The organism is Photobacterium andalusiense, from assembly GCF_900185625.1.
GTDB classification, from domain to species: domain Bacteria; phylum Pseudomonadota; class Gammaproteobacteria; order Enterobacterales; family Vibrionaceae; genus Photobacterium; species Photobacterium aquimaris.
The window spans coordinates 869,892-883,749 of record NZ_FYAJ01000001.1 but is presented as its reverse complement, the minus strand read 5'-3'; the positions used below and the strand labels follow the sequence as shown (position 1 = coordinate 883,749).

Genomic DNA, 13,858 nt, shown 5'->3' with positions numbered 1-13,858 from the left:
TCAAGATCTATTTTTAGCATATATGGATATTTTGGTGGTGTGAGTAAGTAGACATATATTATTCATGGTTGATTTGTAATTGATAATCATTATTATCTTGCTCGAATTTATTGCTCAGGAGATGTGGCAATGGAAAACCATTTTCAAGGTGTAGAAGAGTTTTCGTTACAAGATCAAACATGGCGTGGTGTGACTGCAACAATGGCTGCTGCCAATAGAATTTTAGCGTTATCGCAATCAGGATCTGTTGTTCGATTTTCGGTAAAAACATCGGGGTGTACAGGGTATGCCTATGTTATAGAACAACAAGATAATTCTCAGGTTGATGATGTTCAGTTTGAATCTAATGGTTGTGTTTTTTATGTCAAATTAAACGCTTTACCCATATTTGATGGCACTGAGATCGACTTTGTTCGTCAAGGTTTAAATCAGTCTTTTATTTATCATAATCCAAACGTTAAAACCGAATGTGGTTGTGGTGAGAGCTTTGGAATTTAGTCAATGAAGAGTCCAGAAATTCAAAAAGATATTGATATGGCACTGCAATCTAAAGGCTATAGAGAAGGTTTTTATACCGATATTACCAGTGATACTTTTGAAAAAGGTATTGATGAAGCGGTAATTCGCGCAATTTCTGCACGTCGAAATGAACCTGAATGGATGTTAGCGTTTCGGCTAAATGCGTTTAAACACTGGCAGACGATGACCGAGCCACATTGGCTAAAAGCGACATATCCCGAACTTGATTACCAAGATTATAGTTACTATTCAGCACCAAGTTGTGGTCAGTGTAATGATGATTTGCCTAGTAATGACAATGATTTTCTTACTAAAGAGGTTGCTGATGCTTTTGAACAATTAGGTGTGCCTGTCCATGACGGTTCAGGCATTGCAGTCGATGCTATTTTTGATTCTGTTTCTGTGGCAACCACATATCACCAAGAATTAAATGATCTTGGGATTATATTTTGCTCTTTTAGTGATGCGATTAAGCAATATCCCGAATTGGTTCAACGTTACTTAGGTACTGTTGTGCCAGCTAATGATAATTTTTTTGCTGCACTTAATGCTGCTGTCGCATCAGATGGAACGTTTATTTATGTGCCACCTGGTGTGCGTTGTCCGCGTGAATTATCAACCTATTTTAGAATAAACCAAGCAAAGACGGGGCAATTTGAACGGACGATTTTAGTGGCAGATCAGGGTGCTTATGTCAGTTATATCGAAGGATGTTCTGCACCAGTACGTGATAGTTATCAATTACATGCCGCAGTGGTTGAAGTGATCATTCATCAAGATGCGGAAGTAAAATATTCTACTGTTCAAAATTGGTTTGCCGGTGAAGAAGGTACTGCTGGTGGTATTTTAAATTTTGTCACTAAACGTGCGGTGTGTGAAGGCGCGAACAGTAAGATGTCATGGACACAGTCAGAGACAGGTTCGGCAATTACGTGGAAATATCCCAGCGTTATTCTTAAAGGCGATAATTCAGTTGGCGAATTTTTCTCTGTGGCTTTAACCAATGGTTCTCAGAAAGCCGATACTGGCACCAAAATGATCCATATTGGTAAAAATACCAGATCAACCATTATATCAAAGGGGATATCTGCGGGTAAAAGTGATAACACTTATCGCGGTTTGGTTAAGATCCTCGCAACCGCAGCAGGGGCACGAAATTATACCCAGTGTGATTCGATGCTGATTGGTGACCAATGCGGAGCACATACTTTTCCAACTATTGAAGTTAAAAACCCAACGGTTCAGATAGAGCATGAGGCGACCACTTCAAGAATAGGTGAAGATCAGCTGTTTTATTGTGTCCAACGCGGGGTCAGTGAAGAAGATGCTATCTCTATGATTGTAAATGGTTTCTGTAAAGATGTGTTTTCAGAATTACCGTTAGAGTTTGCTGTTGATGCACAGAAGTTACTTGCTATTAGTCTTGAACACAGTGTGGGTTAATTGATTATGCTTAAAATTACAGATTTACATGTTGCAGTGGCTGATAACGCGATCCTTAAAGGCATTAACCTAACTGTTGGTGCTGGTGAAGTGCATGCCATTATGGGACCTAATGGTTCTGGTAAAAGTACGCTTTCAGCAACATTGGCGGGTAAAGAGGATTACACCATTACTCAAGGTGCAATTGAGTTTGATAATAAAGATTTGATTGAATTAGATGCTGATGAACGAGCAGGTGAAGGCGTGTTTTTAGCCTTTCAATATCCAGTTGAAATTCCAGGTGTTAGTAATAAATTATTTTTACGTACAGCATTGAATGGGATTCGTAAATATAAAGGCATGCAAGAAATCGATCGATTTGATTTTGACGACCTATTAGAAGAGAAAGCGCAGTTATTAAAAATGCCATTATCGCTATTAGATCGTGCGGTTAATGAAGGTTTTTCAGGTGGTGAGAAAAAGCGTAATGATATTTTACAAATGGCAGTGCTTGCACCAAATCTCTGCATTTTAGATGAGACCGATTCAGGGTTAGATATTGATGCATTAAAAGCAGTTTCTGACGGTGTGAATGCACTGCGTGACGGTCAGCGTGCCTTTATTGTTGTTACTCATTATCAGCGTATTCTTGACTATATTAAGCCAGATTATGTGCATGTGATGGTAAATGGCAAGATTGTTAAATCAGGGGATCACCAGTTAGCGAAACAATTAGAGGAGAAAGGTTATGGTTGGATCACTGCAGAGTAATCCTGATTTTTCTTTAATGCAGTTACAGCCATGGGTGAAAAACTCAACCTTGTGGCTAGATGACGGTTATCGACTTGTTTTTGTTGATGGTGAATTTGCATCTGAGTTATCAGATGTGATTGTAGGTGTTGATATTCGTCCTTTTGATCAATGGCTAAGCTGCGATCAAGACAGTCATGATGCCGCCAGAGCTGAATTTATTGCTGACTTAACGGATGCAACGGTAAAAGGAGGTTTATTTATAACGGTAACAGAAAACGTCATTTTAGATAAGCCGATATACTTACTTCATTTTAGCGATAGTAAAACAGGGCATGTGATATCTATTCGTCATTATCTGCAACTTGAAAAGTTGGCATCATGTCAATTGGTTGAACACCATATATCATCAGCTGATGCACAAGGGACAACCCTATGCCGATTATCAACCACTGTTGCAGATGGAGCTCGACTAGAACATGTTAAGTTAATCGAGGCCAGTCACGACCAGTGTCATTTGGCGCATAACGATATAAAAACCGCTCGTGATGTTAATGTCAGTAGTAGTACGTTTTTGTTGTCAGGACAGTTAATTCGTCATCAATTAAGCATCGATCTTGGTGATGTAGGCTGTGATGTCAGCTTTAATAGTTTGGCATTACCTACATTTGGTGAATGCTTTGATAGTCGAACCTTTTTGCGTCATCGAGCACCACATTGTCATAGTCAGCAATTGCATAAAATCGTGGGATTGGGTGAAGGGGTTGGTGTCTTTGACGGTATGATCTATGTGGACCAAGGTGCGATTAAAACTGATGGCCAAATGGATAACCATAATTTGCTATTAAGTACAAAATCACAAGTGAATAGTCGCCCTAAGCTAGAAATATATGCTGATGATGTGAAATGTAGTCACGGTGCAACAACTGGAAAGATAGATTCAGAACAAGTGTTTTACCTTCAAGCGCGCGGTATTCCTAAACAGCTTGCAGAGCAGATGATCACTACAGCTTTTGCCGCTCAAGTGTGCGAGAAAGTGACACTAGCCAATGTACGTCAGTATTTATTACAGCAGGTAACGCAAAAGCTGGAAGGTGAAAATGTTTGATAGTCCTTGGCGAGATGATTTTCCAACGCTCAATAATCATCAACAGACTTCGCCTTTTATTTATCTAGATAGTGCCGCGACAGCACAAACACCCTTAGCGGTGATTGAACGCATGCAGCGTTTTTATACTCATGAATATGCGACTGTCCATCGTGGTGTTCATCGATTAAGTGCTCATGCTACACAAAATATGGAACAAGCTCGTCAAACGGTGGCGAATTTTGTAAATGCAACATCAAGTGATCAGATTATCTTTACTAAAGGAACCACAGAAGCCATTAATTTGGTCGCTAATACATACCTTCCAACATTCACCCAAGCTGGTGATGAAATTATTATTACTGATATGGAACATCACTCAAATATTGTTCCGTGGCAGATGTTAGCCGAGAAGTTAGGACTAACAATTAAAGTCTGGCAAATGAATGCTGAATATAGATTGGATTTGGATGATTTACAGAAGTTATTAAGTAAAAAAACCAAGCTATTAGCATTAACACATATTTCTAATGTGCTGGGTTGTATTAATCCAATTAAAGCAGCAACAACAATGGTTCATCAAGTTGGTGCTGCGGTATTGATTGATGGTGCACAGGGGATTGCGCATCAACAGGTCGATGTGCAAGATATGGGATGTGATTTTTATGCTTTCTCAGGGCATAAACTGTATGGTCCGACAGGAGTTGGCGTGCTTTATATTGCTAACACCTACCTTAATAAGTTACCGCCGTGGGAAGGTGGCGGCGCAATGATTGAGTATGTGCAATTGCCGATGGGAACAACCTACCAAACGGCACCGTGGCGTTTTGAAGCGGGTACACCCAATATTGCTGGAATATTAGGATTGGGTGAGGCGATTAATTATATCAACCATATTGGTATGGATATCATTGCTGATCATGAAGATAAGCTCATGGTTTACGCTGAAGAACAAATGCAAACCGTTAATTCTCTTTCGATATATGGCGCAAGCGTAAACCGAGTCGGGGTGATTTCTTTCAATTTAGGTAATCATCATGCTTTTGATATCGGTAGTTTTTTAGATAATTACGGAATAGCTATTCGAACAGGTCATCATTGTGCAATGCCATTATTACAACGCCTACAACAACCTGTAGTGTGCCGAGCATCATTTGGGTTATATAACGACACTCATGATATTGATGTGTTCGTTGAACGCTTGCAGCGTATTAAACATTTATTAGGATAAGCCATGAGTTCAATAATGACACCCCAAAAGGTATTACAGAATTTTCAAAGGTGTGCTAACTGGGAAGATAAATATTTATACCTTATTGAACTTGGTGACCGTTTTTGTTTATTACCAGTAAATGAACAAACAAATGATCATAAAATTCGAGGTTGTCAAAGTAGCGTTTGGATAACATTAACTCAAAATAATAATCTGATTCGCTTAGCTGCAAATAGTGATGCTGCGATAGTGAAAGGTTTATTGGCGTTGATGATTATTGCTTATGATCAACAAAGTCGCCAGCATATCGCTACGTTTAATATTGATGCTTGGTTTGAACAATTACAATTAACTCAGCATTTAACCCCAACTCGAGCGATTGGTATTGCTACGATAATCAAGCAAGTACAATTAATAAGCAGGGAATAATCAAACGAAACTGAATGGCATTATAAATTTAGAATGAAGGCGATATGCTAACTATGATCGAGATATCAGTGTGAGGATTTATGTTACAATACGTGCAGTGTTTCTAATTAGATAAACGAACTATGCTTGGCTACTATCTTCATACAAAAAATGCTCAACAGGCGTTAGACGCTATTGCTAAAGGACAATCGAGTGTCCACTTATCGACAGATCTTCACCTTTCGGAACAGGATTACGCTGTTAGTCCTGAAGGTTTAGTACTGGACGAAGACAATAAACTATCGATTGCAGATCTTAAAAAAATCGTCAAAAAGACCCAAAGGATTTACCTTTGTAGTGATGGCGACATGGAGCCAATTGAAGACCGCAGTGTTGGCTATTACAAATTAGCACCGACAGAGGGCGCACCATTACTTGAAATTAGTGGTGTTAAGATGCACATTTCTAAAGGAACAGATCCTTTTGCAAGTGCATCCGATATGGCGAAACAAGCAGTACGCAGTGGCGATAATGTCCTCGATTGTTGCAGTGGCTTAGGTTATGCCGCGATTGCTGCTCATCGACTTGGCGCTAAAAAAGTGTTGACTATAGAACTGAGTGAATCAGTGATGGGACTACGCGCGTTAAATCCTTGGTCGCAAGATCTAAATAATGATGGCATTGAACAACGTCAAGGTAGTAGCTTTGAATTGATCACGACCATGCCTTCGATATCGTTTGATGCGGTTATTCATGATCCACCTCGTTTTTCTCTTGCTGGTGAGTTATATAGCGAAGAGTTTTATAGCGAAATTTACCGTGTACTTCGTCAAGGTGGACGTCTTTTCCATTACACCGGTAACCCGCATATTATGAAAAAGGGCAGTAGTTTTGTCGACGGTGTAATTCGTCGATTAATCGCAGTTGGCTTTAAGAACGTGCAAAAGGTTGATCACCTGATGGGCGTTAGTGCGCAGAAGTAATGCCATAAGACAATAAAGAAATCGATGTTATTATTAACCTTATCTCGTTGTAATAACATCGATTCATTATTTATAGATAGTGCGCGATATTACTTTTTGCCAAAGATACTTGAGGCAATGTTGAGTAATCCATCCATACCACCTACCGCTTGAAATAGCTCTCCTGCAATATCACCATTAGGGCTTGCTTTATCTATCATGCCTGGCAGTGTTTCTTGTAAGCCTGTTATTGCCTCACTTTGAGGTAATTTAACTTCATTGGCAAAGTTTGATAGTTGATCAGAGTTGAAAATATTACCAATATCTGTGGCTGAAATGGCCTCATTGTCACCATTACCAAGCCAAGATGCGGCAATATTTGCCAATCCAGCTCCATTAAGCGATTGAATTATAGATTGTAAATCAATACCTTTGCCATCACTATCGCCACCAAATAAATGTGACAATGCAGAAGTAATGGTGTTCTCATTTAAGCCTGCCGTATTTGCTTGTGATTGCGAAAATAATTGAGCACCAATACGTAATAGTTGATTAATATCCATGATTTCTACCTCTATTAAGCCATTGTTGGTATACGAAGTTTCTGACCTGGGAATATTTTGTCAGGATCGATAATCACTTCTTTATTAGCATCAAAGATTTTTTGATAGTCCGCGCCATTACCTAATGTGCTTTCAGCTATTTTCCATAAACTATCACCAGATTTAACTTCATAATAATTCACTGTTTCAGTTGCTGCAGGTGCATCAATATTATCAACAATCGATTCAATACCTGCTGTATTACCCGCCATTAAAATTGCTTTTTCTTTGGCTGCGGCACTATCTGCTGTTCCTGAAAGTGTTGCAACACCATCTTTTACTTCAACATTTAAATTCGTTAATCCTGGATTATTATTTTCAATATGTTGAGTTATTTTTGCTGGCGCTTCATCTTCATTGCTAAATAATTTATTGCCAATATCGCGTACAAAATCAAGTAATGCCATCTTGTCTCTATCCTTGTTGTTGAGTGGTAAATACGAATGTTGTTACCAAGCTTAGTTCAAAAAGTAACAATAGTGTCTCTTTGTTATGCCTATTAGGTATCTTTTGGGGCGATGACAATGAATAGTTAATAAGAAGAGGGCAAAAGTAGTGCAGCACTATAGTTTTGAGAAGATCAATCAATGAATTATAAAGGGTATGGTTGGTCATAAAATAAACAATGAGCACTTTATTGTGTCATTGTTTATTTTAATAGAAGGGAAACTAAAGAATAGGGGCTGATGATGATGTTTTTTTCGTTTTTTTGATCACATGATGTTCTTTATTCTCTGGGTGATGAAATTTAGGGCTGATAACTCCCTTGTTATTCATAGCTGGCGCAGCAACTTTTTTGGTCACATGATGCTCTTTATTATCTGGATGGTGAAATTTTGGACTTAAGACATGAGTGTTAGCCAATACTGATGTTGAAACTAAAAGTAGGGGCAAAATAAGATATTTTTTCATATGGAAACGCCTTGTATTAAAAGCCATGCTGTTAATTAATCATAAACCATCATTTAGAATGATTATTCATGTAATAAATAAGAATATATATTGCTTTTATGGCACTGCATTGGTTTTTAGCAAAGAGAATTGTCATTAAATTGTGACATAGTTCAAAGCTATAATTCGTTTGAAGTATGTATTGTGTCTTTTAAGAAAAAGCTCATAAAAAAGGTGCAAATCTGTCATTTTATGCTTATCAATTCTTAAAAATAATGTCGAGATACATGGCTTTTGCCATTGGTATTAATTGGGTATTTTTTGTTATCTGTAAAGATGCTAATAATCCATTAAAAACAAGTTCTGCTTGCTGTGACTTTAATGCAGCATTAGTAATATTATGCTTAGTCAGTAAGGCTTGTATCATCTCTACACGTTGTATTTTGTATCCGCTACATGTATCAGCAATTGCATTGTCTGTATGATTGAATTCACTGTATGCTAACTGAAAATAACAACCGTTAAATAGGTCATCTTTCATTAACTTGACTAACACCTCAAAGCGTTCTGAAAGCTTCTGCTCTAGAGTGAGTGACGGATCAGAAAAGATAATACTTAAATGATTTAATGCTCGTTCGCTAAACATTACCAATGCTTCATTTATAAGGTTTTCTTTTGATGAGAAATACTTATAAATAGTCGCTTTAGAAACACCTGTAGCGGTGGTTATGCTATCCATACTGGTGCCATGGAAACCATATTGAGCACATAAGGTAATTGTTTTATTAATGATATTTAATCGTTTTTCTTCTTGCTTACTCATTAACCTTAACCTCTTGTTGTCAGTGCCCTAATTTTATCAAAATAAACTGTTTAGTTCAAAAGTGTTGACAGGTGATAAATAAATCCATAAATTACACTAAACCGTTTAGTTTAATTTGTTTTGAGGAATAGCATATGAATAGTTTAGATAACCGCGTAACACCATCAGCGACGTCAGTCGGGTATAAATTAGGCGTTTTTGGGGTTGTATTGGTTTTATTGTGGATTGGTATTTTTAAATTCACACCAACAGAAGCAGCTGCCATTGAGCCTTTAATTAAAAATCATCCATTAATGGGCTGGACGTATAATTTTTTCTCTGTTCAAACAGTCTCAAATCTTGTTGGTTTTAGTGAAATAGTGGTGGCCGCTGGACTTATTTATGGCTTTTTTAATCCTCGAGTAGGCTATTTTGCAGGATTAGCATCTAGCGTTATTTTTATTGTGACACTAAGTTTCTTATTTACCACGCCAGACACATGGAAAATCATCGATGGGGTACCAACAACAAGTTTCTTTTTAGTAAAAGATATTCTCTTTCTAGCGATTGCCATCATGGTTGTAGAACATAATAAAAAGTTATTGGTTTCTAAATCTTTGTAGAGGTGATTTATGAAATATTTTAAGCATGTTTTTTTGATAACACAACAATCGGTAATGCTGACTTTCCAACAAAAAATAATGAAGTATTGCCATTATTTGTTACGGTGTAACTAGAGGTGTTGTTATTATCTATTATAAGTAAAATATAAGTAGAGTGATGAATTCTATTGACAATAGCAGTAATGAATTACATTCTTATTTGGATTGTTGATGATTAACATAAATAAGGAGTGTTCAATGAGTACTGATGAGTTATTTCCTTTATATATCGTTATTTCTGTTGTTGTATTTTTATTCTTTATGTTCTTTTTATTTATACAGTTATATCTAAAAGCGAAAAAAGAGAATATAGGTGGTTGCTGTAAGGCAGAGGTTGATTTAACACCAAAAAACAATAATGATGATCATCGATCTTAATCACAATGAAAAACCACCATATTAACGGGTGGTTTTTTTATTTGATATAAGTATTTAACTAATATTTTATGTGTTTTTTGTGAAAATTACTCAAATTAACAGGTAGAATGTCGGTACTAATCACATGAAATATCGGAGTAATAGCGGTATATGACGTCTTCAATCAAATTTATAGCAACAGACATGGATGGCACATTACTGAATGATGATAAGCAACTGCCGGATAACTTTTATGAAGTATTTAATGAGCTTCATGCTAAAAATATCATTTTTTCAGCAGCATCAGGCCGACAGTACCAGAGTTTAGTTAATACTTTTGAGCCTGTTAAAGATAAAATGCTGTTTATTGCTGAAAATGGTACGTTGGTGATGTATCAAGGTAAAGAGCTTTATAGTTCGACTATTCCAACACCTGAAATTCATACCATTATTAGCAGTGTAAAAGAAATTGAGAATACGTTTATTGTTTTGTGTGGTAAAAACTCTGCGTATACGGAAACAACAGATACTCAGGCATTAGAAGAAATTAATAAGTACTATCATAATCTTGAAATCGTAAGTGATTTATTGGCTGTTGATGATGAATTTATTAAAATCGCAGTGCTTAACTTCAACGGTACAGAACAACAAATATACCCAATTATAGCGCCTTTATATTCACAGACTCATCAAGTTGTTGTAAGTGCAAAGATTTGGCTTGATATTATGCACAAAACAGCATCTAAAGGTACTGCAATTAAAGAATTACAGCGTATTTTCAACTTTACTTTTGAAGAAAGTATGAGCTTTGGTGATTTTTTAAATGATATTGAAATGCTAAAAGAAACCTATTTTAGTTATGCGATGGATAATGCGCACCCTAAAATTAAGCAATTAGCTCGCTTTCATGCGCCAAGTAATAATGAGCAGGGTGTAATGACGGTTATTAAAACTCAGGTATTAAACTAAGTAAGTTAATTAACGAACTCTGCCGTTATCACTTCATGATAGTGGTATTCAATAGTGATTGTTTTAGAAAATGTGTAAATAAAGCGAGCTAATCACAGTAATTATATTAAATAGATAATATTTAGCAGTGAAAGTGATGCGAATCTAATTATTGAGATTATTAGCTATCTCCTATAATTTTAGAAGCGTAATGTCTTTACGAAGAATACTACTTTTCAGAGGTGATTATGAGTTTGTTTTATGTTGATAAAAATGCGCAAGATAATGGCGATCATGAAATTCATACCGCAACATGTACCCACAGTCCTGGTCTGAAAAATTGCGATCCACTGGGTTATCATACAGCATGCAGTACTGCGTTAGATGCTGCTAAAAAAATATATCCTCAGTCAAACGGTTGTTATTACTGTTCATATTCAAGCTATACCTCTGAAAGTAAATAAATTAAAACGGCAACGTAATTATCTATATTACGTTGCTGTTTAATGCTCTCTTCTTTCCTTTCTCTTTCTACACCTAATACGCATAAAATTGCTATCTGGTTTATCACCTAAACTACATAGATTTCATTTACAAGAAAACGCTTCATGTGAATCGACCAAGAACATGGAAAAAATAGCAGCTGGTGCTGCTGGTGGACATTATGATCCAATGAAAACAGGGCTACTCTTGGACGAATGATAATCACCTTGGGGATTTACCCACACTGTATGTCGATAATCATGCCGATCACCTATACCAATATGGATGCAGTAGTGAACGTTTAGTCTGTGCGTGATTAAATAACTAACATTATGACTTGTTGTAATAGATGATTGTTCCTTTTGCGTTATGACAGTGCCACTTTAGGCTGTACTATGTTGTAAAAACATAAAATGAGTATTAAAGGGCGAAGATGGAAATCGAATATAAAGTTAATCATCCAATTACAGCAAATCAGTATATTGAATTAATCAATAAAACAACCTTGGGTGAGCGTAGACCTGTAGATAATGAGACAACAATTAAAGGAATGCTTGAAAATAGTAATTTGATTGTCACAGCGTGGATTGATGAGCAGTTAGTCGGTATTGCACGTTCAATGACAGATTTTCATTATTGCTGTTATTTGTCTGATCTCGCTGTTGATGAAAGCATTCAATCAATGGGGATTGGTAAATATCTTATTTTAGTTACGGCTGAATCAGTAGTAGAAGGGTGTAAAATCGTTTTATTATCAGCCCCTAAAGCTGAAGGTTATTATCCTAAAATAGGTTTTACTGAACATAATAGTGCGTGGGTATTAACGGATATTAACCAGTTAATATTACCTCAATAGACGTATTATTAAGTTATGAAATAAAGATTATATCTGGGTAATAATCTGAAAATACTAACCACAGAGTGATTACTCTCTGTGGTTATAATCATTGTCAGCAAAAAGGCTATAAACTGATTTTTTGCTGAAGTGTCGCGTTAACAGTATCTAGCCATTCATAACGACGGCGATACATTGCACGTTTGGGACGAGATATATCTTCAGGATTTCGACGAATGTCTTCCATACTTAATGCATAAAAGTGCTTATCAAACTCTGTACCACCTAAAGCTTGCCAATGTTTATCATAATTCGCCTTGATACGACCTTTACTATAACGCTTAGCTGAATAAGCATGAGAGCTACTTTTAACTGCAAGCATTGTGTCAACCTGCCAAATATTCGCAATAAGAGTAATGATCTTCACCATTAGATCTTTTGGACGTTGACCATGTAATGTTTTGGTCAGTGCTTTTATTTTCAGGTTATTTTCAGGGCTACTTGCAGGTCCTTGTAAACCACCAATTACTAATTGGCGCTGTCCTTCTATATCTCGTACTGAAAAGGTAAGGGTATAAAAGTTTTTATCGATATCATTAAATAAAATTAGGCTCATATCGCCTTCTTTTTGATAACGAGCATGAAAAACTAATTTAAAAGAATACTCTATTTCACCAGCAGTAAAATCAAACAGCGTTAATCCCTTGTCATTAATATAAATTTCATCACAAATATGTGGTGGTAATTGTGTACTAACAAACTGATAATGCTGAACAACAAATTGTGCACGTTCAATTGCGCTACTGTCATTAATAATATAAGGACGGAATGATTTTTCTAAAAATCGAGGGCACTGTTTGCATAATGCTTCCAATAAAAGAGGGTTTACATTAGAAGTTATATACTGAAAAGCATTACGATAATACATTGCTCGAAGTATGAATTTAGTACGATAGCTCCAAAGGGGAGAATATTGTTCTGCTACACTATCTGGATAAATAATCTTAGCGTAATCACGCAGAGTTGGAGATAAAGTTCCCATTTTGATAATGCTCTAAAAAATGTTAATTAATCATTATCAATATTTTTAAGGTATTTACAATCGTTATATTCGTATTTGGTATATTTGGTGCTGTTATCGTCATCCGCTTAATCTTAAAGAAAGTGCGTGAAATCTTATTATTATTGTCTTGGTTATCTATTAACCATGTTGATAGAACAATGCAAAAAATTAGACTTTGGACTATCATATTACTTGCTATAAATCTGTATCTTGGTGTAATTTCTCACCACTATTTATTTTTGGAATAATGATCATGCCAAAGGCTAGTGATATTAAAAAATTTGCTGCTATCGAACTTAACGGTAAAGTAGCTTTAGTTAAAGAAATTACCAAACTAACGCCTAGTGGTCGTGCTGGCGCAAGTCTTTACCGCATGCGTATTTATGATGTAGCAACGGGTTCAAAATCAGATGTTAGTTTCAAAGCTGATGAGATGATTACGTTAGCAGACTTCCGTCGTCAAAAAGCATCGTTCTCATACATCGATGGTGAAGAATACGTGTTTATGGATGATGAAGATTACACGCCATACACTTTCACTAAAGATGCAATTGCAGAAGAACTATTGTTCATCAATGAAGATACTAAAGGTATTGAAGTATTGACTGTAGACGGTGCGCCAGTTGCTCTAGAATTACCAGCAACAGTAGAGCTAACAATTGTTGAGACAGATCCTTCAATTAAAGGTGCGTCTGCAAGTGCTCGTACTAAGCCTGCAACATTGTCTACAGGTCTTGTTGTTCAAGTTCCTGAGTACATTGCAAATGGTGAAAAAATCAAAATTAACACTTCTGAGCATAAGTTCATGAGTCGTGCTGATAAATAATAGTTAATTATTATTTTCTAGAGCCAGT

18 protein-coding genes are annotated in these 13,858 nt (G+C 36.3%); 13 read left to right on the top strand and 5 right to left on the bottom strand.

Features of this window, described 5'->3' with window-relative positions:
* Positions 1-129 precede the first annotated feature (129 nt).
* The 7 genes from PAND9192_RS03990 (at position 130) to PAND9192_RS03960 (ending at position 6,382) form a co-directional block, all read left to right on the top strand.
* Positions 130-498 (top strand): iron-sulfur cluster assembly accessory protein, encoded by a 369-nt coding sequence (locus PAND9192_RS03990; protein ID WP_087852629.1) that lies wholly within the window; start codon positions 130-132, stop codon positions 496-498.
* A 3-nt stretch (positions 499-501) separates the two neighbouring features.
* A complete protein-coding gene (gene sufB / locus PAND9192_RS03985) occupies positions 502-1,962 on the top strand; it encodes a Fe-S cluster assembly protein SufB (protein WP_087852628.1) in 1,461 nt (486 codons plus the stop codon).
* A gap of 6 nt (positions 1,963-1,968) precedes the next feature.
* Entirely contained in the window at positions 1,969-2,712 is a 744-nt protein-coding gene (sufC, locus tag PAND9192_RS03980; protein ID WP_087852627.1) for a Fe-S cluster assembly ATPase SufC, read from the top strand.
* Positions 2,690-3,799, top strand: coding sequence for a Fe-S cluster assembly protein SufD (gene sufD / locus PAND9192_RS03975; RefSeq protein ID WP_087852626.1), 1,110 nt, complete (start codon positions 2,690-2,692; stop codon positions 3,797-3,799). Before sufC ends, sufD begins: the two co-directional genes overlap by 23 nt.
* The gene (locus PAND9192_RS03970) at positions 3,792-5,009 is read left to right on the top strand and encodes a SufS family cysteine desulfurase (protein WP_087852625.1); all 1,218 of its coding nucleotides are present in this window, start codon (positions 3,792-3,794) and stop codon (positions 5,007-5,009) included. The genes sufD and PAND9192_RS03970 overlap by 8 nt, the downstream gene beginning before the upstream one ends.
* A gap of 15 nt (positions 5,010-5,024) precedes the next feature.
* Positions 5,025-5,420, top strand: coding sequence for a SufE family protein (locus PAND9192_RS03965; RefSeq protein WP_087852901.1), 396 nt, complete (start codon positions 5,025-5,027; stop codon positions 5,418-5,420).
* A gap of 122 nt (positions 5,421-5,542) precedes the next feature.
* Positions 5,543-6,382, top strand: a complete 840-nt coding sequence (locus PAND9192_RS03960; protein WP_087852624.1) for a class I SAM-dependent methyltransferase — start codon at positions 5,543-5,545, stop codon at positions 6,380-6,382.
* Positions 6,383-6,471: 89 nt separating this feature from the next.
* On the opposite strand, the gene PAND9192_RS03955 is transcribed toward PAND9192_RS03960, so the two are convergent.
* The 4 genes from PAND9192_RS03955 to PAND9192_RS03940 all read right to left on the bottom strand — a co-directional run bounded on the left by PAND9192_RS03955 (position 6,472) and on the right by PAND9192_RS03940 (position 8,677).
* Positions 6,472-6,924, bottom strand: coding sequence for a YidB family protein (locus PAND9192_RS03955; RefSeq protein WP_087852623.1), 453 nt, complete (start codon positions 6,922-6,924; stop codon positions 6,472-6,474).
* 14 nt (positions 6,925-6,938) lie between these two features.
* The gene (gene lysM / locus PAND9192_RS03950; RefSeq protein WP_087852622.1) at positions 6,939-7,370 is read right to left on the bottom strand and encodes a peptidoglycan-binding protein LysM; all 432 of its coding nucleotides are present in this window, start codon (positions 7,368-7,370) and stop codon (positions 6,939-6,941) included.
* Between the two features lie 262 nt (positions 7,371-7,632).
* Positions 7,633-7,875, bottom strand: coding sequence for a hypothetical protein (locus PAND9192_RS03945; protein WP_087852621.1), 243 nt, complete (start codon positions 7,873-7,875; stop codon positions 7,633-7,635).
* Positions 7,876-8,113: 238 nt separating this feature from the next.
* The gene (locus PAND9192_RS03940; RefSeq protein ID WP_087852620.1) at positions 8,114-8,677 is read right to left on the bottom strand and encodes a TetR/AcrR family transcriptional regulator; all 564 of its coding nucleotides are present in this window, start codon (positions 8,675-8,677) and stop codon (positions 8,114-8,116) included.
* 134 nt (positions 8,678-8,811) lie between these two features.
* On the opposite strand from PAND9192_RS03940, the gene PAND9192_RS03935 reads away from it, so the two are divergent.
* The 5 genes from PAND9192_RS03935 (at position 8,812) to PAND9192_RS03915 (ending at position 11,962) form a co-directional block, all read left to right on the top strand.
* On the top strand, positions 8,812-9,279 hold the full coding sequence (locus PAND9192_RS03935) for a DUF417 family protein (protein ID WP_087852619.1): 468 nt from the start codon (positions 8,812-8,814) through the stop codon (positions 9,277-9,279).
* A 237-nt stretch (positions 9,280-9,516) separates the two neighbouring features.
* A complete protein-coding gene (locus PAND9192_RS03930) occupies positions 9,517-9,696 on the top strand; it encodes a hypothetical protein (RefSeq protein WP_087852618.1) in 180 nt (59 codons plus the stop codon).
* Positions 9,697-9,846: 150 nt separating this feature from the next.
* Positions 9,847-10,644 carry a Cof-type HAD-IIB family hydrolase gene (locus PAND9192_RS03925; protein ID WP_087852617.1) on the top strand — a complete coding sequence of 266 codons (798 nt, stop codon included), beginning with the start codon at positions 9,847-9,849 and terminating at the stop codon, positions 10,642-10,644.
* 227 nt (positions 10,645-10,871) lie between these two features.
* Positions 10,872-11,087, top strand: coding sequence for a hypothetical protein (locus tag PAND9192_RS03920; RefSeq protein ID WP_087852616.1), 216 nt, complete (start codon positions 10,872-10,874; stop codon positions 11,085-11,087).
* A 452-nt stretch (positions 11,088-11,539) separates the two neighbouring features.
* Positions 11,540-11,962 carry a GNAT family N-acetyltransferase gene (locus tag PAND9192_RS03915; RefSeq protein ID WP_087852615.1) on the top strand — a complete coding sequence of 141 codons (423 nt, stop codon included), beginning with the start codon at positions 11,540-11,542 and terminating at the stop codon, positions 11,960-11,962.
* 106 nt (positions 11,963-12,068) lie between these two features.
* Here the strand turns inward: PAND9192_RS03915 and PAND9192_RS03910 are convergent, their stop codons facing one another.
* Positions 12,069-12,983 carry a VirK/YbjX family protein gene (locus PAND9192_RS03910; protein WP_087852614.1) on the bottom strand — a complete coding sequence of 305 codons (915 nt, stop codon included), beginning with the start codon at positions 12,981-12,983 and terminating at the stop codon, positions 12,069-12,071.
* A 274-nt stretch (positions 12,984-13,257) separates the two neighbouring features.
* Here PAND9192_RS03910 and efpL point away from each other — a divergent pair, with 274 nt between their 5' ends.
* Positions 13,258-13,830 (top strand): elongation factor P-like protein EfpL, encoded by a 573-nt coding sequence (gene efpL / locus PAND9192_RS03905; protein ID WP_065168832.1) that lies wholly within the window; start codon positions 13,258-13,260, stop codon positions 13,828-13,830.
* Positions 13,831-13,858: the final 28 nt, after the last annotated feature.